Annotated in this window: 17 protein-coding genes; 8 read left to right on the forward strand and 9 right to left on the reverse strand. The window is 61.5% G+C overall.

Annotated elements, in window-relative coordinates; translation table 11 throughout:
- Positions 1 to 110 precede the first annotated feature (110 nt).
- From DWV58_RS02520 to DWV58_RS02540, 5 genes are all read right to left on the reverse strand, one after another.
- A complete protein-coding gene (locus DWV58_RS02520) occupies positions 111 to 1,541 on the reverse strand; it encodes a hypothetical protein (RefSeq protein ID WP_117776074.1) in 1,431 nt (476 codons plus the stop codon).
- A gap of 19 nt (positions 1,542 to 1,560) precedes the next feature.
- A complete protein-coding gene (locus DWV58_RS02525) occupies positions 1,561 to 1,839 on the reverse strand; it encodes a hypothetical protein (RefSeq protein WP_117629647.1) in 279 nt (92 codons plus the stop codon).
- Positions 1,823 to 2,422: a hypothetical protein gene (locus DWV58_RS02530; protein WP_089573324.1), complete on the reverse strand. Its 600-nt coding sequence runs from the start codon at positions 2,420 to 2,422 to the stop codon at positions 1,823 to 1,825. The genes DWV58_RS02525 and DWV58_RS02530 overlap by 17 nt, the downstream gene beginning before the upstream one ends.
- Positions 2,423 to 2,512: 90 nt before the next feature.
- The gene (locus DWV58_RS02535) at positions 2,513 to 3,022 is read right to left on the reverse strand and encodes a hypothetical protein (protein WP_117629648.1); all 510 of its coding nucleotides are present in this window, start codon (positions 3,020 to 3,022) and stop codon (positions 2,513 to 2,515) included.
- Positions 3,019 to 3,315 carry a hypothetical protein gene (locus tag DWV58_RS02540; protein ID WP_089573322.1) on the reverse strand — a complete coding sequence of 99 codons (297 nt, stop codon included), beginning with the start codon at positions 3,313 to 3,315 and terminating at the stop codon, positions 3,019 to 3,021. Before DWV58_RS02540 ends, DWV58_RS02535 begins: the two co-directional genes overlap by 4 nt.
- 345 nt (positions 3,316 to 3,660) lie before the next feature.
- Between DWV58_RS02540 and DWV58_RS02550 the strand changes: the two genes are divergently transcribed.
- The 3 genes from DWV58_RS02550 to DWV58_RS02560 are packed head-to-tail and all read left to right on the forward strand — an operon-like array spanning position 3,661 to position 7,286.
- Positions 3,661 to 5,262 carry an FAD-binding oxidoreductase gene (locus tag DWV58_RS02550; protein WP_117776075.1) on the forward strand — a complete coding sequence of 534 codons (1,602 nt, stop codon included), beginning with the start codon at positions 3,661 to 3,663 and terminating at the stop codon, positions 5,260 to 5,262.
- 2 nt (positions 5,263 to 5,264) lie between these two features.
- Positions 5,265 to 6,080: an electron transfer flavoprotein subunit beta/FixA family protein gene (locus DWV58_RS02555; protein WP_089573320.1), complete on the forward strand. Its 816-nt coding sequence runs from the start codon at positions 5,265 to 5,267 to the stop codon at positions 6,078 to 6,080.
- Complete coding sequence (locus tag DWV58_RS02560; RefSeq protein WP_117776076.1) at positions 6,081 to 7,286, forward strand: electron transfer flavoprotein subunit alpha; 1,206 nt, start codon at positions 6,081 to 6,083, stop codon at positions 7,284 to 7,286.
- Here DWV58_RS02560 and DWV58_RS02565 read toward each other — a convergent pair.
- Entirely contained in the window at positions 7,283 to 8,095 is an 813-nt protein-coding gene (locus DWV58_RS02565; protein ID WP_117776077.1) for an HD domain-containing protein, read from the reverse strand. The two genes, DWV58_RS02560 and DWV58_RS02565, sit on opposite strands and share 4 nt — an antisense overlap.
- Before the next feature lie 162 nt (positions 8,096 to 8,257).
- Here DWV58_RS02565 and DWV58_RS02570 point away from each other — a divergent pair, with 162 nt between their 5' ends.
- The 4 genes from DWV58_RS02570 to DWV58_RS02585 all read left to right on the forward strand — a co-directional run bounded on the left by DWV58_RS02570 (position 8,258) and on the right by DWV58_RS02585 (position 11,731).
- A complete protein-coding gene (locus DWV58_RS02570) occupies positions 8,258 to 8,914 on the forward strand; it encodes an AzlC family ABC transporter permease (protein WP_255413157.1) in 657 nt (218 codons plus the stop codon).
- Positions 8,904 to 9,227 carry an AzlD domain-containing protein gene (locus DWV58_RS02575; RefSeq protein WP_035137063.1) on the forward strand — a complete coding sequence of 108 codons (324 nt, stop codon included), beginning with the start codon at positions 8,904 to 8,906 and terminating at the stop codon, positions 9,225 to 9,227. The genes DWV58_RS02570 and DWV58_RS02575 overlap by 11 nt, the downstream gene beginning before the upstream one ends.
- A gap of 150 nt (positions 9,228 to 9,377) precedes the next feature.
- Positions 9,378 to 10,400: a 2-keto-3-deoxygluconate permease gene (locus tag DWV58_RS02580; RefSeq protein ID WP_117776079.1), complete on the forward strand. Its 1,023-nt coding sequence runs from the start codon at positions 9,378 to 9,380 to the stop codon at positions 10,398 to 10,400.
- Between the two features lie 188 nt (positions 10,401 to 10,588).
- Complete coding sequence (locus DWV58_RS02585; RefSeq protein WP_117776080.1) at positions 10,589 to 11,731, forward strand: diguanylate cyclase; 1,143 nt, start codon at positions 10,589 to 10,591, stop codon at positions 11,729 to 11,731.
- A gap of 62 nt (positions 11,732 to 11,793) precedes the next feature.
- Here the strand turns inward: DWV58_RS02585 and DWV58_RS02590 are convergent, their stop codons facing one another.
- Together DWV58_RS02590 and DWV58_RS02595 are read right to left on the reverse strand one after the other, a co-directional pair.
- The gene (locus DWV58_RS02590; protein ID WP_117776081.1) at positions 11,794 to 12,729 is read right to left on the reverse strand and encodes a DMT family transporter; all 936 of its coding nucleotides are present in this window, start codon (positions 12,727 to 12,729) and stop codon (positions 11,794 to 11,796) included.
- Between the two features lie 99 nt (positions 12,730 to 12,828).
- The gene (locus tag DWV58_RS02595; RefSeq protein ID WP_117776082.1) at positions 12,829 to 16,575 is read right to left on the reverse strand and encodes a phosphoribosylformylglycinamidine synthase; all 3,747 of its coding nucleotides are present in this window, start codon (positions 16,573 to 16,575) and stop codon (positions 12,829 to 12,831) included.
- Positions 16,576 to 16,759: 184 nt separating this feature from the next.
- On the opposite strand from DWV58_RS02595, the gene DWV58_RS02600 reads away from it, so the two are divergent.
- Complete coding sequence (locus tag DWV58_RS02600) at positions 16,760 to 18,322, forward strand: cation:proton antiporter (protein WP_117776083.1); 1,563 nt, start codon at positions 16,760 to 16,762, stop codon at positions 18,320 to 18,322.
- Between the two features lie 280 nt (positions 18,323 to 18,602).
- Here the strand turns inward: DWV58_RS02600 and DWV58_RS02605 are convergent, their stop codons facing one another.
- Entirely contained in the window at positions 18,603 to 19,352 is a 750-nt protein-coding gene (locus DWV58_RS02605) for an SDR family NAD(P)-dependent oxidoreductase (RefSeq protein ID WP_117776084.1), read from the reverse strand.
- Positions 19,353 to 19,471 lie beyond the last annotated feature (119 nt).

A 19,471-nucleotide genomic window follows, 5' to 3' on the forward strand; every position in this document is an offset into this window, starting at 1 on the left:
CTGTATTGATGCCAACGTGGCAATCGTAGCAGAACGAAATGCGAGGCACATCGCGACTCATCTAATACGTTATATAAGTGGTATTAGGAATGATGCGCAGCATTTAAGCCTCAGGTGGTTGTCGGGACATAGGGGTAGTAGTCAAAGCGCAGTGTCATAAGCCGCTGCGGGGATTCAATAGCCGCGGCGATGATATTGGCATCGCGGGCACGATCAAACCCTTCGAGTTCGATCTGATACGAGACGTCTTGCATAATGTCCAGACGTCGCCAGGCTAGAAGTGTGTCGCCATCGAATTCCAAGGTCTTGCCTCCGTCTGGGGCAACGGCGTATAGACGCAGTTTAGCGGTGGTTGCAGGGTCGACAACCGTGACCTTTTTAATTTCGTTTCGAGTATTCTTGGCGCCCAACAAGGTGAGCAGTGTTGGGGCCACGACCTCGCCCGATGGCAAAAAGACGACTTCGATGGATTCGGGAAATGCGATGATGGCCGACTTGCGGACGGGCTGATTGACGGCGGCAACTTCGATGTTTGCAGCATCGATGACCTCTGTGTGGTCGAGGGCGGCAAGCACGCAGCAGTTACCTTCATCGATCTCCTGAGGATCAGCAAGCCCCAGACTGCCCGCGAGCTCTGGATCGTTTGGACCGGTAGCGGGCTCATTCGGTGCTTCGAAAGAAGCTGGGACGCTGTTTGTCGGCGACGGCGTGTCGCCCGCACCTGCTTCTTTGTCCGTGCTCTCTTCTTGTATGGTTGCGTTGATGGGTTCGTCGTTTGAGGGGAGCGTCTTGGCGTCAAGCGCGGAGGGGACAATCCCGACGGCTCCGGATCCGTTCCACTCCATCTCGAGAAGCGCCGGGTCGGCAAGAATGCGTTGCCTGCCTAGCGTGTGGGTATCGATCGCAATAGGGCCTGCCTCCGTCCCGCGCGTAAGGCCGAGCGATCCGGCCGGCTTCTCGAAATGAATGTCTGTGTCCTCGGTACTGGCGGCGTAGAACAGCAGGGATGCTTCTCCCGCCGCGATGGCATCGGTGCCCGCCTTGGTCAGCCGCAGCGATGCCGTGAATGAGAGGGTGGGCTGCACATCGTCTGCATTCGCGGCGGCGCAGCCCAGACATATACCGCCTCCTTTCTCGAAAAACGCACCGTCGAAGGCGACCTTCGCTCCGTTCGCCGAGTCATCGACCGAAGCGATATCGATGCGCAACCCCAAATCGCACGGATCGCCATCTGCATCGAGCACAATCGAGCGCCATGTGCAGACGGCGCACCCCGCCTGGGAGCCGTTTGCCTTGTTCGAACGATTGATATCCACGACTATCGAGCCGTCCGTATTACGACGAAGGCATCCCGAGGTTGAGATTGCGGCCTGTGCGAACGAAAAACGCTTGCACGCAATGGCGCTCGACGGATTTGGTGCGGAGCTTAGGGCTGCTGGTAAGGAGTCTGCCATGACGGGAGTCGCCCAAGCGGCGACAGGCGTTCCGGTTGCGAGCGCGCCGCAGAGTGCGACGACGGGCAAAAGGTTCTTCGATGCCATGGGGTCTCCTTAGCTAAATTTAGTGCGGCCTGTCCGTGTTTCGTTTCTGGCTGCGTTTGATGTGCAGACCGAGGCCGGCGGTTCCCGCACCTGCTGCCGTGGCGCCTGCTGCCAAGAGCCATCGTCTGTCGTCTGTCTGTGCCAACGGTTCCTTGCAGTTGCCGCGGTCGAGCTCCGAGAGGTCGACCGTCACTTGCGTGGCGGCCTGCGCCTGTTCTTGCTGGGCAAAGGCCATGGCTGGCCCAAACGCTAGGATACTGACGGCGGCCAGGGCGACGGCCTTATGCCGTGTGCGCACCGGGCTCGACCGTCCAGGTGATCGTTGCAACCTGATCGCCTTCGCCGGTTACGCGGAAGATGTCGCGCGTGACGCGGGCGACGTTTCCGCTTGTCTTGAGCTTAATTTTGTCCGTGCCGCCGGCAATGCCCTGGTAGCCCATGTCGAAGGCTGCATTCTTGGAAAGATCGAGGCCCGTCTCCTGCATTGCGGCGCTGGCGTTCTGGAGTGCGCCGTCGGGGCCGACCTTAAAGTCGATGGAATTCTGCGCGGTTCCGGCCTTGGCGTCGGCGGCAATGGTCCAGGTGTTCATGGCGTCGATCTTCATGTTGGTGACATGGATGCCGTAGGCCGAATGATTGTCGATGGTGGTCGCGTCTTCTGAGGGGCCCTGAAGCGTGCCGTCGGCCTTGGCGACGAAGGGAATAACCGTCGGAACTTTGAACTCTACGTTGTCGATCTCGGTCCTGACCATTACTTTCGTGGTTCCAACGCGCCCGGCTGCCAGAGCTGGCGTCGGGGCGGCGCCCATTGCGAGCGCGAGCGCGAGCCCTGCGCCCACGACGAGCGCTCTGGCTCCGTTCATGTTCCTGGTGATGTCCATGGTCGTTCCTTTCTATTCGCCGCGGGCCGTCCCCGCGATGATTGGACGAATGCTGGTGAATTGCGTGCGGTGTCGCGTCGGCCGAAAAAGCTAGTTCTCGGCTTGCTCAACCCGTACCTTGACACGTGTCGGATTGCCGTGGCTGTCGAGGGTCTTGGCATCGAGTGCCTGGATCTCGATGTATGCCTCTCCTTCTTTGATGTCGCCGGCGGGGCACGTCTCGATTGTCTTGCCGGTCTCGACCACACCGGATTCGTACATGGTCTCGTCGTTTTGGATGACGCGGAATCGCTGGGGAAATTTATTGTCTTGGACGTTTTGCACGTTGACGCGCAGCTTGCCGTCCTCCTGTAGCTGAGCGACCGGCGCGACCGAAATCGTCATCATGTTGTCGCGGACGATGGCATCGAGCTCATCTTGGATTTCTTGTCGCGATTTACCCTCTGCCGTCGTGACTGAGGCGCCCGCTTCGGGCACGGGCTGCGACTGCCAGGCGTATAGCCCTACGGCGATGAGGGCGCAGGCGATAGCCAGGCAGACAACGACGAGTTTCTTGCGACGCCCCAGTCCTGCGAGGCGGGGCGGCTTCTTCGCACTCATGCGGCGTCCTTGGTGGTGTAGACACGTGCGAACGTGGACGGGTCCGCTCCAAAGAGCATGTGAAGCATCAGGCGGCGCGAGTAGATGAGCTCGTCAAAGTCGTGAGGGAGCTCGATGTCGTGGATACGCGCGATGTGGTGGGCGAGCGCCGAGAACGACTCGGGGTCGCAGATAACATCGGTGGTGACGTGGTAGACCGCCGTATCGGGGAACGCCTCTTCGTCGAAAGGCAGGAGATAGGGATCGTCGTCGACCTCGATGGCGACGCCGTACTGGGGCCAGTAATATGCCATGGGAACCTCCCTGCTTCTGGGGCCAAAACTTCTATCGGTTTTGGCTGTCGACGCCGACCGTATCAGCCGCTACTTGACCAATTTCTGACCAAATGCTTGACGGATTGACATCTCCGCAGGTAAAAGGTGGAAAAATTACTTCAACTTTTTTCGAGCGACAATCGAGCGGTCGGCGACGGCGGGGCGATATGTGTCAAAAGCATCGTCTGCCGAGGAAGCCTTGCCGTTCGCCGAATTGCACAAACGTAAAAATCGCCAATTATGGAGACGGTCTCGAACACGTCGACGAAACGATGCGGTAACATCTCCCTGCAAACACTGTAGTTAGCTAAAGGGGGAGTTCGCGTGTCTGCAACCATTAAACCCTTCACCGATGAGTTCGAAGAGTATGGCCGCGATGAATCTCGTGCATCGGGCGAAGCATCGAGCATCTCGTTTCCGACAACGGAAGACGAGGTCCGTGCCATTTTGGAAACGCTCCATGCCGAGCGTGTCCCGGTAACGGTTCAGGGCGCCCGAACCGGCCTTGCCGCCGGTGCCGTGCCCCACGGTGGGCATATCCTCAATACTTCCCGTATGAATCGCTACTTGGGCCTTCGCCGCGATGAACAAGGCCAATTTCTGCTGCGCGTGGAGCCGGGCGTTGTGCTCTCGGAGCTGCGTAAGCAGCTGAGCAAGAAGGTACTGCCGACCGCTGGTTGGGACCAGGCATCGCTTGAGGCCTACGAGGAGTTCCAAGAGTCCCCCGAGCAGTTCTTTCCCACCGATCCCACCGAGGCATCTGCCTGTCTGGGTGGCATGGCGGCATGCAACGCCTCCGGCGCCCGCAGCTACGCTTACGGCCCCATGCGCCCGCATATCACGGGACTCCACGTCGCGCTGGCTGATGGCGATTTGCTTGAGCTTCAGCGCGGCGAGGCTTTTGCCCAGGGCCGCCACCTGTCGCTCGTGACGGCAGAGGGTCATACATTCGAGCTTGATCTTCCTGACTACACCATGCCCAAGACCAAAAATGCCTCGGGGTATTTTGTTGCGGACGATATGGACGCCATCGATCTTTTTATCGGTGCGTGCGGCACGCTCGGCGTCATTACCGAGCTCGAGATCGCCCTGCAGGCGGCACCTTCGGTCGTATGGGGTGTGAGTTGCTTTTTCGATAGCGAAGACAAGGCCGTGTCCTTTACCGATTCCGTGCGTCCCGTGCTGTCCCATGCCGCCGCTATTGAGTATTTCGATGCTGGCGCCCTGGATATCCTGCGTCGCCAGCGCGAGCAGTCGACAGCGTTTGCCTCGCTGCCGGCGCTCGACGACGAGGCAAAGGTCTGTGTCTACGTGGAGCTCGACTGCGATGACGAGGCGCAGGCGACCGAGGAGCTGTACCACCTTGGATGGGTGCTGGAGTTTGCGGGCGGCCGCGACGATGCGACATGGGTCGCCCGCACCGAAGTCGATCGCGAGTGCCAGCGGTTCTTCCGCCGCGCGGTGCCCGAGAGCGTCAACATGCTCATTGACGAGCGTCGCCGCACCGACCCCACCATTACCAAGCTGGGATCGGATATGTCGGTGCCCAATGCACGCCTTGCCGATGTCATGGCCCTCTATCGCCGCACGCTGGCCGAAAGCGGGCTTGAGTCTGCTGCCTGGGGACACATCGGGAACAACCATCTGCATGTGAACATCCTGCCGCGCGATGCGCAAGACTACCGTCGTGGTGGAGAGCTCTTTGCCCAGTGGGCTTCCGAGGTCACGGCCATGGGCGGTGCCGTTTCTGCCGAACACGGCGTCGGCAAGATCAAGGCGGGCTTCTTGGAGACGATGTACGGCCACGAGGCCATGGTCGAGTCGGCGCGCCTCAAACTCCAGCTCGATCCTGCCGGCCAGTTGGGTCGCGGCAACCTGTTTACGGAGAAGCTCTTGGATGAACTCGTCCAGAAAGGGGGCGCGTGAAGATGAGTGATTTCCATATGGTGGTGTGCGTCAAGGCGGTGCCCGGAAGCACCGAGGTCAAGATGGACCCCAAGACCAATACTATCGTGCGTGATGGCAAGCAGGCGGTCATTAATCCCTTCGATGCAAGTGCCCTCGAATGTGCGCTAGCGCTGAAGGACGACTTTATCGGCTTTGGCATGGACGTGCGTGTGACGGTGGTGTCGATGGGCATCCCCGCGACCGAATCGCTGCTGCGCGACTGCATCGCCCGCGGTGCCGACGACGCGCTGCTGCTGACCGATCGCGCCTTTGCGGGCGCCGATACCCTAGCCACCACCTATGCCCTCAAATGCGGCATCGAGGCACTCGATGAGGACTTTGACCTGCTCATCTGCGGCAAGATGGCGGTGGACGGCGATACGGCCCAGATCGGCCCCGAGCTGGCCGGCGCCTTTGGGGTCCCCTGCGTGACCGACGTGAGCTGTGTGCAGAGCGCGGGATTTACGACGTGTGGCTCGCTGGCGCTCGTTCACGGCTGCGATGCCGGCGAGGAGACGGTGTACCTGGAGATGCCGTGTGCGATGACGACTGCCAAGGAGATTGGCCAGCTGCGCATGCCGAGTATTGCCGGTATTCGCGCGGCCGAGGATGCAGACGTGCGCGTGGCCAGCGCTGCCGACGTAAACGCCGACCCCTCGCGTTGCGGCCTTGCCGGATCACCGACGCAAGTCGTGCGCTCGTTTGTGCCCGACCGTGACCAAACGTGCGAGGCCGTCGAGGGAACGGCGTCCGAGCAGGCGGTAAAACTTGCCAAGATTATCGAGGGGATGGCATAGATGAGCGGGCTGATTATCGATAGCGAAGCCTGTATCGGCTGCGGTCGCTGCGTTCGCGCCTGCGCCTCGGGCGGCATTGTGGTGGAGGGTGAGCGCCCCAATCGCTGTGCCCGCGTAACCGACGGCTGTATCCTGTGCGGTGGGTGCGTCGACGCCTGCCCCGTCAACGCCATCTCGATTGAGCGCGACGGGGCCGCCGGCGCGGCAGACCTTGACGCATATCGAGACATCTGGATCTTCGTGCAGACTGACGAGCACGATGCCGTTGCATCCGTGGCCTTCGAGCTCATGGGCAAGGGGCGCGAGCTTGCCGATGCCCGCGGCTGCCGTCTGGTGGCACTGGTCGGCATGAGCCCCGAGGGCTCACTCGGGGACCTGGAGCATCTGATTTGCGCCGGTGCGGACGAAGTTCTGGTCTGTCGTGACGAGCGCCTGCGTCAGAACGACGCGGAGGTCTACGCCCGCTTGATCTGCGATTTGGTAGCCGAGCGCAAGCCCGAGGCCATTCTGTACGGCGCGACCGCCTTTGGTCGCGAGCTGGCGCCCAGTGTGGCCGTGCGCTTGCAGACGGGCCTTACGGCCGATTGCACGGTGCTTTCGATGGATACGGAGACGGGTCTGCTGCAGCAGACGCGCCCGGCGTTTGGCGGCAACCTGATGGCCACCATTATCTGCCCCAACCACCGTCCTCAGATGGCAACGGTGCGCCCCGGCATCTTTAAGGCGCCCGAGTTTGACTATAGCCGCTCCGGCACGATTGCCCAGGTAGTGCTAGCGGATGACGTTAAGGCCCGTGTCGAGATCTCGATTCCCGCCGAGGAGTGGGGACAGCAGGCCTCAATTGCCGATGCCGAGCGTCTAGTCGTGGTGGGCCGCGGCATCGGCTCCAAGAAAAACCTACCGCTGATGCGAAAGCTTGCCGAGGCTCTGGGTGCCGAGCTTGGCTGCACGCGCCCCGTGGTGGAGGCCGGCTGGCTGGAGTATCGCCACCAAATTGGCCAGACGGGTGTATCGGTCTCGCCCAAGCTCCTCGTGAGCATCGGTGTCTCGGGCGCTATCCAGCATCTCGCCGGCATCGGTGGGGCGGAGTGCATTGTCGCCATCAATGAGGACCCGGATGCCCCCATCTTCGGTGCCGCCCGGTACAAGGTCGTCGGCGATGCCGTTGAGATCGTTGAGGAACTGCTGGCTCAGCTTGAGCGCTAAGCGCGCGTCAGCCAGTCGCGCATCTCGTCCTTTAGGCGGCTCCAGGTTGCCTGCGTGGCGGGGTCGGTAAAGGGCCGCGTAATGCCAAAGGGCGCGTCGAGCAGGCGGTGGATATCGCCCTGTTTGCGCGCCAGCGCGCGGCTCGCTGGATAGACGAGCTCAAACATAAAGCAGATGAGTCCCACCAGGTAGTCTGCGGGCTCATCGCGCTCATCGCGTGCGACGCAGCGGTGCTCGTCAAAGGCGGTAAGCGCCGGTGTCGAGAAGTGGCTGGCGAGAAACGTGTCCTCATCCACCTTGAGGATGGTGTCGACGGTGCTGTCGGCGATGGTGCGCATAATGTCGATCTTGTCGCCATCGCGCACGATCTCGCAGAAGCTCCGTGTACGGGTGTCGAGTTCCGTGGGCAGGCGAAAATCACTGTGGTGGGCGATGCTCGCGCGGATCAGTTCGTCCTCTGCCGGGTCATCGATAAAGTCGCGGATGCTCGTTACGGCGGGTGCATCGGCGGGATTCTCGCCAAAGAGGACCTCGATGCCCAGCGCTGCATGGCTCATGCTCTCGGCGTCCTTAAAGGTGTCCCAGTGCCGCAACTGCTCAAAGCGGCCCATATCGTGTAGCAGGCCGCAAAGCCATGCCAGGTCAATATCTTCTGACGACCAGCCCTGCTCGCGCGCTACGGCATCGCATGCCTCGGCCACGTGGTACGTATGCTCGATTTTGAGCGCGATGCGTGGGTTGGTGGCGTCGTAGGCATCGGTGTAGCTTTTGAAGGCCGCGCGCGCCCGGTCTCGATCGATAGCTGTCATAATGACTTCCTAAAAAGTTGTGTCTTTCGATCCGGTGGCAATTGTAGGTGAACTTTATTGCCACCGGTTGATATTTCTGCTGCGTTGCAAGGCGCGCTGCAGACGACTTACCAGAATGGGAGTGGCATGGTCCTTAGGATCTTTAAAATCGTCTGGCCAGTGATGCTTACCTATATTGCAATAGGCGCGCCGTGCGGAATGATCATGGGGCAGACGGGAATGGAGCCCTGGATGGTCTTTGCTCTGAGCAGCACGTTTGTGACGGGCAGCGGCCAGTTTATGATCTGCAATCTTTGGCTGGCGGGCGTGCCTGCAGCATCGATCGTCGCGAGCGTTGCTGCCATCTCCTCGCGCTTTGCGCTTTACTCGGCATCGATCGCGCCGCATCTGACGGGTGCCTCGAAGCGTCAGACGCTGGCTGTTGCCGCGACACTTACCGAGGAGGCATATGGCATCTCGCTTGCCAAGTTGGTTGAAGGGGAGGATTGGGGCCCGCGCGAGTCCTTCGTGCTCAACGTGATCCTTATCGCAACATGGGGCGTTTCGTGTACGATGGGCGCCATCGTCGGCGCCGTTGTCGATGTTCCCACCGCCATTGCAGCCTTTGTCTGCACCTCGCTCTTTATCTGCCTGCTCTTTTCGCAGCGGCTGTCGCGCGGCAACGTTGTCGCGGCGGTTTCGGGCGCGGTGTCCGTCGCCGTATGCAAGTTCTTGGGCCTCACGAATATTGCCGTGCCGGCAAGCGTCGTGGCCGGCATTGCCATTGCGTTGGCGTGCGATGCTGTATTTGACGGAAGAGGTGCCCGCGATGCCCGTTAACGAGTTCTTGGTTCTGTGGCTGTCGTCGTGGGCTGCTATCGCGTTCTTTCGCATCGCGCCGGCGTTTGCCTTGCGCGGGAGAACGCTGTCGCCCCGCATTACCGAGGCCCTGGGTTATATCCCGCCCGCTGCCTTTGCCGCGCTGGTCGCCAACGACTTGGTGAGCCCCGGCGCGTTCGACGCGGGGCTCTGGCCTGCCTTGGTTCCCTGGATTGCGGCCGCCGGCGTCGTGGTCGTGGCGGTCAAGACAAAATCGATGCTGTGGTGCTGCGTCTCGGGCATCGTACTCTATATCGTCTTGAGCCTTATATAGGGGTGGCGTCGCGGGCGCCGAATCTCGTTCCATCCCAACTTGTCGAGTTTTTCACCGAGCTGGTCTATTTCTTCTGGTACCATGGTCAAACTTTACTGTAGCAAAGCGTGACGTGGGCTTTTGTACCCCGTCAGCGGAAATGGGGGTTTCATGGCACAGGAAGCGACTGCCAACGAGCAAAAGAAATTCAAGGTCCCGCGCATCCCGGGCGACATCATGATCTATCCGATGATCGTCGGTCTTTTGCTCAACACCTTCTGCCCGCAGGTTTTTGAGATCGGCGGCTTCTTTACGGCTGCCTGCCGCGGTGGCTCCAATGCCATCGTCGCCGCGATCCTGCTGTTTGTGGGCGCCGGCATCAGCTTTAAGTCCACGCCGGGTGCCATCAAGACCGGTATCGTCGTGCTGATCCCCAAGCTGGTCGTCGCAGCGGCTCTCGGCCTGGGCGTGGCATATTTCTTTAACGACAACTTCCTGGGTCTGAGCTCCGTGTCTATCATCGGCGGCATCACGTTTTGCAACATGGCGCTCTATACGGGCATCATGGGCGAGTTCGGTGATGAGTCTGAGCAGGGCGCCGTCGGTATCCTGTTCTTTACGGCTGGCCCCGCCGTCACGATGATCATCCTCGGTGTTTCCGGCCTCGCCAACATTCCCATTGGCACCATTATCGGCTCCATCTTGCCACTCGTTATTGGCATGGTTCTGGGCAACCTGTTCCCGTTTATCAAGAACCTGCTGGTTCCCGGTGCCAATCCCGCGATTGCCGTCATCGGATTTCAGCTCGGTGCGTCCATGAGCCTGTCGAGCTTTATCACCGGCGGTATTTCCGGCATCTTGCTGGGCCTTGTCACGCTGTTTGTCGTCGGTCCCATCACCTTTGCGTTCGAGCGTCTGTGCGGCGGCAATGGCAAGGCCGCTGTGGCTTGCTCCACCATTGCCGGCACGGCTATGACCACACCGGTTGCCCTCGCCGAGGTCGCACCGCGCTACGCCGAGCTTGCGCCCATCGCGTACGCTCAGATCGCCACCGCCGTTATCATCACGGCGATCATGGCTCCGATTCTGACTGGCTGGGTCGACAAGAAGTTCTGCCAAGGCAAGGAGGATCTGTCGCCTGTCGGTGTCGAGGCCATAGAGGAGGCCGTCGCAACCGATATCGACGGTGAGTAACGGCCGTTGCCGATAATAGATTCCGGCGTGCAATTCGCGCCGTTCGAGCGCCCGAACGAAAGCTGTCTTGCGGTAACGTTCGGGCGCTCTGCTATTATTCCCATTACCCCTGCGGAGTAGGGGGTGTTTGTTGCCCAGACACGAATCGGACGATTCTGACCACTTGGATATTGAAGGGATGGCGTCTAGTGGTTAAGGCACTCAAGATCGAGATATTCCTGCTGTGCATGATTGTTCTTATCGGGCTTGCCGCGCGAAGCCGTCGCTCCCTGTTCTCGAGCACCCAGCAGCTCTTGTTTAGCATGCTCGGCTATACGTCTGCGGCGTACGTTTTCTTCGATATGATCTGGACGCTTTCGGACGGTTTGGACGGCACGTTGGGCATTGCTGTCAACTGGATTTCCAACGCGGTTTCGTTTTCGCTCTTTGCCATCGCGTGTCTCATTTGGTTTATCTATTCCGAGATGGTGCAGGGCTCTCGCCTTTTGACCGCGCGCTCTAGAGTGGCGCTTGTAACATTGCCTACGGTCTTGGTGGTCGCGCTGGCGTTTACCAGTTACTGGACCCATGCCTTGTTCTACATCGATGCGCAGGGCGTATATCGTCGCGGAGCGCTTTATATGATTCAGCCTATCGTTAGCTACTGCTACGTCATATATACGTCCTTGCACGCTTTTGTGCATTCCCTACGGGTTGAAAGCCTGCAAAAGAAGGCCATTTATCGTACACTGGCATTCTTCGCTATTCCCGCTCTGGTGGGTGGCACCTTTCAGGTCGCGTTCTCGGTGCCCGGCCTTTGCGTCGGCATAATGATTAGCATGTTGCTGCTCTACATCGTCTACCAGGAGCAGCTAATCTCGACCGACCCATTGACTGGCCTCAACAATCGCAACCGTTTTGAGACCTATATGCTGTCGCTCTTCTCAAATGTGGATCAGGCCGAAGATGTGTATCTGCTCACGATGGACGCTGACGGCTTTAAGCAGATTAACGATCGCTATGGACATGTGGAGGGCGACCATGCCCTCCAGGTCGTATCTGCTACGCTCAAAGAGGTCTGCTCGGCGTCTGGTGGCTTTATCGCACGTTATGGCGGCGATGAGTTCGTGGTGCTTCAAAAGGCAGCGGCGGAGCAGGACATCATGGACCTGTGTTCGGCGATTAACGACGAGCTCGCTCGTGCCGAGGTGCCGTATGCATTGCGGATGTCCATTGGTTACGCGCGGGTCGGCGATAGTGTTGATACCTGGCAAGACTTACTTCGCGCTGCCGATGCGGAGCTCTACCGCGTAAAGCATGAAAAGAAGAAAGCCGGCATCCAGATTCGCTAGAAAATGAGGGGCGACCACGCGAACGCCCGTTGCGAGCGCGACATACGCAAAGGCCTGGTTTGTCAGGCCTTTTTAGGTTTGTTGACGATGATGATGCCGCCGCAGACCAACAGCAGGGCAACAAGTACGGTAACAGGGCTCGTGCCAGCGCCCTCGCCGAGCAGCAGCGCGCTCAACAGTACGCCAAAGACTGGATTCATAAAGCCAAAGACCGACACACGGCTGACGGGGTTGAGGGCAAGCAGACGCGACCATAGCGAGTACGCGACGGCGGAAATGAGTGCCATATAGATAATGAGCGTGATGGCGGGGATGATCGCGGTGGGGGAGAGCGCGCCGCCCATCAAAAACCCGATGGCGGTAAGGACCAAACCTCCGACTAAAAACTGCCAGCCGGCGAGCAAGACGCCGTCATGCTCGCGCGAGAATATGCCAATGAAGCAGGTCGATAGGGCACCCGCAACGGTGGAAGCCAAGATAAATCCCTCGCCGCCGAGTGTAAAACCAAAGGTGCCGTCCGCGCCCGAAAGGTTGACGAGCGCGACACCGGCAAAGCCCAGTACGCAGCCGAGCACCTTGGCTGCATCGAGCTTTTCGGTGCGAAACGCCAAGGCGGCAAAGAGGATTGCGAGGAAGTTGGCGCTGGCCTCGATGATAGAGCTCGACATAGCGCTTGCACGGGAGAGACCAAGGTAGAAAAAGAAGTACTGGCCGATGGTCTGGAAGAGCGACAAGATGCAGATGGGCTTGATATCACGCGCTTGCGGAACGAGCGGTCGGCGCTGGGCCACGCTCATGCCAACAATGACCAGCATGCCGGCAAGGGTGAAGCGCAGACCCGCGAAGAGCAGCTGCGAGGCGCTGTCGTGCGCGGGAATGCCAAAGAGGCCGTAGCCGATCTTGATGCAGGGGAAGGCGGAGCCCCAGAGCGCGCAGCAGACGAGGCAGCCCAGGATGAGTCCGGGCAGGGTGGCGAGATATGGCTTGCGGCTTTCCATGATGTCCTTCCTACATGCGCGAAGCAAAAAAGAACCCGCCACCGGGTGTGCCGGTGGCGGGTGTTGTTACCCGAGGGGATTGTACCCGATGGGAAAGGTTTAGGCGAAGTAGGCTACGCCGCTCTCAAAGATCGGCATGAACTTGTCGCCGGGGACATGCTCGGGCACGTTGCGGTACAGGTTGTCGCCGCGACGCTCGGCATGGCCCATCTTGCCCAGGACGCGGCCGTCGGGGCTCGTGATGCCCTCGATGGCGAGTGCGGAGCCGTTGGGGTTGACGGAAAGGTCCATGCTGGGCTTGCCGTCCTCGCCCACGTACTGCGTGGCGACCTGGCCGTTGGCGATCAGCTGGGCGAGCACCACGTCGTTGGCGACAAAGCGGCCCTCGCCGTGGCTGATGGCGACGGTGTAGGGGTCGTCCAGGCTGCACTGCGACAGCCACGGGGACAGGTTGGACGAGATGCGGGTGCGCACCAGGCGGCTCTGATGGCGGCCGATGGTGTTGAACGTCAGCGTGGGTGCATCGGGCGTGGCGTCGACGATGTCACCGTAGGGCACCAGGCCGAGCTTGACCAGAGCCTGGAAGCCGTTGCAGATGCCCAGCATCAGGCCGTCGCGGGCCTTGAGCAGGTCGCGGACTGCCTCGGTGACCTCGGGAGCGCGGAAGAACGCCGTGATGAACTTGGCGGAGCCGTCGGGCTCGTCACCGCCCGAGAAGCCACCGGGGATCATGACGATCTGGCTTGCACGGATGCGGCGGGCAAGCTCGTGGGTGCTCTCGGCGACGGCCTCGGGCGTGAGGTTGTTGATCACGAAGGTGTCGGCCTCGGCACCGGCGGCACGGAAGGCGCGGGCGCTGTCGTACTCGCAGTTGTTGCCGGGGAACACCGGGATAATCACGCGCGGACGGGCGATCTTGGCGCCGCCGTACACGTGGATATCCTTGGCGCGATAGTCGATGGTCTCGACCTCGGGGGTCTCGCCGGTGCTGCGGTAGGCAAAGACACCCTCGATGCCGCTCTCCCAGGCCTCCTGGAGCTCGGAGAGCTCGATGACCTCGGAGCCGGTATCGATGACATAGCCCTCGACGGTGGTGCCCAGGGGCTCGACGACAACGCCGTCGGCGACCTCAGGCAGCTCGGCGTCATCGGCGAGCTCGACGATAAAGCTGCCGTAGAGCGGGGTGAAGAAGCTCTCCACGTCCACATCCTCGGCAAGCTCGATACCGATCTGGTTGCCGACGCACATCTTAAAGAGGCTCTCGGCGCCGCAGCCGTAGCCGGGCGTGGAGACGGCCAGGGCGTCGCCGGTAGCAGTGAGCGCCTCGACGGCGTCAAACGCGGCGAGCAGCTGCTGGGCGTCGGGGCGGTAGTCTTCGCCATAGGTGGCGGGGGCGATACGGACGACGCGGTGCGTCAGACCCTTGAACTCGGGCGAGACGGCACGGGCGGCCTTGCCCACGGCCACAGCGAAGCTGATCAGGGTCGGTGGAACGTTGAGCTCGCCGGCCTCGTCCTCAAACGAGCCGCTCATGGAGTCCTTGCCGCCGATGGCGCCGGCACCCAGGTCGACTTGGGCCATGAGGGCGCCCAGGACGGCTGCCGTGGGCTTGCCCCAGCGCTCGGCCTCGGTGCGCAGGCGCTCGAAGTACTCCTGGAAGGAGAGATAGGCGCGCTTGTGCTCAAAGCCGGCAGCCACGAGCTTGGCGATGGACTCGACCACGGACAGGTAAGCGCCCGCAAACTGGTCGGCTTCCATCAGGTAGGGGTTGAAGCCCCATGCCATGGCGCTTGCCGTGGTGGTCTCGCCGTCCACGGGGAACTTGGCGACCATGGCAGAGCTCGGAGTGAGCTGCGTCTTGCCGCCAAAGGGCATGAGCACGGTCGCGGCGCCGATGGTGGAGTCGAAGCGCTCGGAAAGTCCCTTGTTGGAGGCGACGTTAAGGTCGGTGACAAGCGAGGTCATGCGCTCGGCAAGCGTGGTGCCGGCCCAGCTGGGCTGCCACACGCTGCGGGCGCACACGTGGGCGACCTGGTGCTTGGGCGCGCCGTTGGAGTTGAGGAACTCGCGGGATAGGTCGACGATGGCGACGCCGTTCCAGGCCATACGCATGCGCGGCTCGGCGGTAACCTCGGCGATAACGGTCGCCTCCAGGTTCTCCTCGGCGGCGTAGCTCATGAACTCCTCGACGTCACTGTCGGCGACGGCGCAGGCCATACGCTCCTGGGACTCGGAGATGGCGAGCTCGGTGCCGTCCAGGCCGTCATACTTCTTGGTTACGGTATCAAGGTCGACATACAGGCCGTCGGCAAGCTCGCCCACAGCGACCGAGACGCCGCCGGCGCCAAAGTCATTGCAGCGCTTGATCAGACGGCAGGCGTCGCCGCGGCGGAACAGACGCTGCAGCTTGCGCTCAACCGGAGCGTTGCCCTTCTGGACCTCGGCGCCCGAGGTCTCGATGGACTCGGTGTTCTGGGTCTTGGAGGAGCCGGTGGCACCGCCGATGCCGTCACGGCCGGTGCGGCCGCCCAACAGGATGATCTTGTCGGTGGGGGCGGGGCACTCGCGGCGCACGTGGTTTGCCGGGGTAGCGCCCACGACGGCGCCGACCTCCATGCGCTTGGCCACGTAGCCGGGGTGATAGAGTTCGTTGACCTGACCGGTGGCAAGGCCGATCTGGTTGCCGTAGCTGGAGTAGCCGGCGGCAGCGGTGGTTACGAGCTTACGCTGCGGCAGCTTGCCCTCGAGCGTCTCGGAAACCGGGACGGTGGGGTCGCCGGCGCCGGTGACGCGCATGGCCTGGTATACATAGCTGCGGCCCGAGAGCGGGTCACGGATGGCGCCGCCCACGCAGGTGGCAGCACCGCCGAAGGGCTCGATCTCGGTCGGGTGGTTGTGGGTCTCGTTCTTAAACAGGAACAGCCAGTCCTGGTCCTCGCCATCGACATCGACCTTCACCTTGACGGTACAGGCGTTGATCTCCTCGGACTCATCGACATCGGTCATGACGCCGGTCTTCTTAAGGTACTTGGCGCCGATGGTGCCCATGTCCATGAGGCAGACGGGCTTGGCGTCGCGACCGAGTTCGTGGCGCATCTCCATGTAGCGGTCGAAGGCCTGCTGCACCACGGCGTCATCGATCGTCACATCATCCAGGACGGTGCCGAAGGTGGTGTGGCGGCAGTGGTCGGACCAATAGGTGTCGATCACGCGAATCTCGGTGATGGTGGGGTCGCGATCCTCATCGCGGAAGTACTGCTGGCAGAAGGCGATGTCCGCCTCGTCCATGGCAAGACCGCGATCGGAGATAAAGGCGGCAAGACCGGCCTCGTCGAGCTCGCGGAAGCCGTCAAGCACCTCGACGGGCGCAGGCTCGGGGGTCTCCATGTGCAGCGTCTCGGGTAGGTCGAGCGAGGCGATGCGGGCCTCGACGGGGTTCACCACGTAGTGCTTGATGGCCTCGATGGCGGCCTCGTCCAGGGCGCCCGAGATTATATAGACCTTGGCGGAACGCACGACAGGGCGCTCGCCCTGGCTGATGAGCTGCACGCACTCGCTGGCGGAGTCGGCGCGCTGGTCAAACTGGCCAGGCAGGAATTCGACGGCAAAGACGGCGCCATCGCTTGCGGGGAGCTCGTCGTAGGTCACATCGACCTGGGGCTCGCTAAAGACGGTCGGCACGCAGGAGCGGAACAGCTCCTCATCGATGCCCTCGACGTCGTAGCGGTTGATGATCCTCAGGGCCTCGATGCCCTTGATGCCGAGAATCTCGGTCAGCTCGCCCTTGAGCTGCTGAGCCTCGACGTCGAACCCGGGTTTCTTCTCCACGTAGATACAAGAGACCATTGGTTCCTGCCTTCCTGATCGGTTGGGCGTACGGTGCGGTATGCGGCAGCGGTCGGTTTGCGGGGCAAGCCTCGCGGTCGCCTTGAGCCGCATACTTTTAAACCTCACTATGATACGACAGCTCGTGGCGCGTTGAGGACGGCGAGGGTGCTACAGTGGAGCGCAAACAAGAGAAAGGCATCACATGGCATTTGTTTCGCTCGCCATCATCGCACTCGTGGCCTTTGCAAGCCCCTTCATCGCCTCGGCGATTCCCGGAAAACCCGTTCCCGAGACGGTCTTTTTGCTCGTGTTCGGCGCGGTGCTGGGGCCTCATATGCTCGGCATTATCCATGTGGATGCCGAGGTCTCGCTCGTGTCCGAGCTCGGCCTGGCCTTTTTGTTTCTGCTTGCCGGCTTTGAGATCGATCCCAAGAACATCACGGGCACCGAGGGGCGTTACGGCATGGCGACGTGGGTCGTCACGTTTGGCATCGCCTGGCTTGCCGTGCGCTTTACCCCGTGGTTTTCGGTCAGTCATTTTGATGGCATCGCCGTGACGCTGGCGTTGACCTCGACGGCGCTTGGGGCGCTTATGCCCATCTTGCGCGAGCGGTCGCTTGCCGGGACGCGCGTCGGCGATTCGATTCTTGCCTATGGTACGTGGGGCGAGCTCGGGCCCGTGCTCGCCATGTCGGTGCTGCTGTCCGCCCGTACGGGTGTCGAGACGCTGTTGATCTTGGGCCTGTTCGCCGTGGTGTGCGTGCTGCTTGCCGTGGTCCCCAGCCGCTCCAAGCGTATCGGCAGCCGCTTCTTTGCCTTTATTCAGGAGCGCGCCGATACGACTTCTCAGACGTTCGTGCGCCTCACAGTGCTCATCCTGGTCACGCTCGTGGCGTTTTCCGCCATTTTTAGCCTCGATATCGTGTTGGGCGCTTTTGCCGCGGGCTTTGTCCTGCGCTATATCATCCCCGAGGGCAACCATACGCTCGAGCTTAAACTCGATGGCCTTGCCTATGGCTTTTTAATCCCGGTGTTCTTTACCGTGTCGGGTGCCAAGATCGACCTGACGGCTGTAGCATCGCGCCCTGGCCTGCTCGTGGGCTTTATCGTGGCGTTGCTGGTTATCCGCGCCGTGCCCATTGTCGTCTCCATGAGCATCTGCCCTAAGACGCGCGATGTTTCTGCCCACGGCCGCATTACCGTAGCGCTCTACTGCACCACGGCGCTGCCGATTATCGTCGCCGTGACGAGCGTTGCTGTCAACGCCGGCGCATTATCGCAGGGCGTCGCTTCGGTTATGGTGGCAGCCGGCGCCATCACGGTGTTCCTGATGCCACTGCTCGCGCAGCTCTTCTACCGCGTGGTCGATGCCGCGCCGGTCGCCGCCGTGGCGGAGGTTGCCGAGCATCCTTCCGATGCGCTCAATATCCTGCGCGCCCATCACGACCTGGCAAGTCTTCTCGCCCGCGAGCACGAGCTGTTGACGTCGCATGGACATGGTCGTGTATTCGAGGGCCTGCCTACGCTCGATACGATTGCCGAGCGTCTTTCCGCCGAGGCGGCGAGCGGCCACATCGATGCCCGCATCGTGGACGCGGCGCATCTTCTTGCCGATAAGACCTATGGCGACGAGATAGATCCGTCCGAGCTCACCCCGCGTGAGCGTCGCCGCCTAGAGCGCGCCAAGCTCGCCGTGCATGAGTACCGCCGTCGCATGCTGGAGCTCTACGCCCGCGATGAAGCCCAGGACGACGACGGCAGGTAGCCAACGTCGCCGCGGAAAATGCATCCCGGAATTGGCGCCCAGAGTGGGATGCGGTTTCCGTGAGGGGACCGTTTCGGAAAGCGTGTCCCAGAATCCGCGCCCAGAATGGGACGTAGTTTCCGAAAGATGGGCCTGAGGGAAACTGCGCCCCGTTCTGAGCTGAAATATCGGGACGCAGTTTCCCCTATAAACAGAGCAAGGCGCGCTGCCTGCGGCTGATGCAGGCAGCGCGCCTTTTGCGTTGGGCCTCGTTGAGGTTTGAAGTCGTGGCTTGCGACCTTTAGGAGCGGGCGGCTCCGTCGACGGGGAGCACGGCACCCGTAACATAGGAGGACATGTCGCTCGCCAGGAAAACAAAGGCGTTGGCGACATCCTCGGGCTCGCCCATGCGACCCAGCGGAATGGTGGCGATGATGGGCTTAATAACCTCTTCGGGCAGGTTGGCGACCATGTCGGTCTTGGTCACGCCGGGTGCGACGGCATTGACGCGAATGCCCATGGGGGCGAGTTCGCGCGAGAGCGACTGGACCATGCCGTTGACGGCAAACTTGGACGTGGGATAGCCGACGCCGGAGGGCTGGCCATACTTGGCGACCATCGAGCTCGTGGTGGTGATGGTGCCGCCGTGGCCGGCCTCGGTCATGATCTTGGCGGCAGCCTGGTGGCCGTTAAAGACGGCGACGACGTTGAGGTCCATGACCTTTGCAAACTCCTCGGCCGTGTAGTCCAAAAGGGGAGAACGCTGGGAGATGCCGGCATTGTTGACGACCGTGTCCAGGCCGCCCATATCGGCGGCAGCCTGGGTAAAGGCCTCGGTTACGGCCTCGAGCGAGGTGAGGTCGCAGGAGCGGCCCCAAACCTTGGCCTCGGGATAAGCGGTCGTCAGTTTCTCAACGGCAGCGTCGGCAGTCTCCTGGCGCGAGCCAAAGACGGTGACGGCAGCACCTTCCTCGATAAAACGGCAGGCGATGGCATAGCCGATACCGCGCGTGCCTCCGGTGATGATCGCTTTCTTGCCCTCGAGCAACATGGTGCTTCCTCTCTTTGCGGGCGGATATACGCAGCACAGCGTAGCGGTAGCCGGAATCGGTCGCGTTTGCATATCGGTGAACGGTAGCCCCGGCTGTCAGGAGCGGCCAAGTCGTTCAA

Source organism: Collinsella sp. AF11-11 (assembly GCF_003465485.1).
Classification (GTDB): domain Bacteria; phylum Actinomycetota; class Coriobacteriia; order Coriobacteriales; family Coriobacteriaceae; genus Collinsella.

What these genes read in the sequence shown, in the direction of transcription:
- DWV58_RS02520 (WP_117776074.1), bottom strand. Translation starts at nt 1,541, where the DNA reads ATGGCATCGAAGAACCTTTTGCCCGTCGTCGCACTCTGCGGCGCGCTC.
- DWV58_RS02530 (WP_089573324.1), bottom strand. Translation starts at nt 2,422, where the DNA reads ATGGACATCACCAGGAACATGAACGGAGCCAGAGCGCTCGTCGTGGGC.
- DWV58_RS02535 (WP_117629648.1), bottom strand. Translation starts at nt 3,022, where the DNA reads ATGAGTGCGAAGAAGCCGCCCCGCCTCGCAGGACTGGGGCGTCGCAAG.
- DWV58_RS02540 (WP_089573322.1), bottom strand. Translation starts at nt 3,315, where the DNA reads ATGGCATATTACTGGCCCCAGTACGGCGTCGCCATCGAGGTCGACGAC.
- DWV58_RS02555 (WP_089573320.1), top strand. Translation starts at nt 5,265, where the DNA reads ATGAGTGATTTCCATATGGTGGTGTGCGTCAAGGCGGTGCCCGGAAGC.
- DWV58_RS02560 (WP_117776076.1), top strand. Translation starts at nt 6,081, where the DNA reads ATGAGCGGGCTGATTATCGATAGCGAAGCCTGTATCGGCTGCGGTCGC.
- DWV58_RS02565 (WP_117776077.1), bottom strand. Translation starts at nt 8,095, where the DNA reads ATGACAGCTATCGATCGAGACCGGGCGCGCGCGGCCTTCAAAAGCTAC.
- DWV58_RS02570 (WP_255413157.1), top strand. Translation starts at nt 8,258, where the DNA reads ATGCTTACCTATATTGCAATAGGCGCGCCGTGCGGAATGATCATGGGG.
- DWV58_RS02575 (WP_035137063.1), top strand. Translation starts at nt 8,904, where the DNA reads ATGCCCGTTAACGAGTTCTTGGTTCTGTGGCTGTCGTCGTGGGCTGCT.
- DWV58_RS02580 (WP_117776079.1), top strand. Translation starts at nt 9,378, where the DNA reads ATGGCACAGGAAGCGACTGCCAACGAGCAAAAGAAATTCAAGGTCCCG.
- DWV58_RS02590 (WP_117776081.1), bottom strand. Translation starts at nt 12,729, where the DNA reads ATGGAAAGCCGCAAGCCATATCTCGCCACCCTGCCCGGACTCATCCTG.
- DWV58_RS02595 (WP_117776082.1), bottom strand. Translation starts at nt 16,575, where the DNA reads ATGGTCTCTTGTATCTACGTGGAGAAGAAACCCGGGTTCGACGTCGAG.
- DWV58_RS02600 (WP_117776083.1), top strand. Translation starts at nt 16,760, where the DNA reads ATGGCATTTGTTTCGCTCGCCATCATCGCACTCGTGGCCTTTGCAAGC.
- DWV58_RS02605 (WP_117776084.1), bottom strand. Translation starts at nt 19,352, where the DNA reads ATGTTGCTCGAGGGCAAGAAAGCGATCATCACCGGAGGCACGCGCGGT.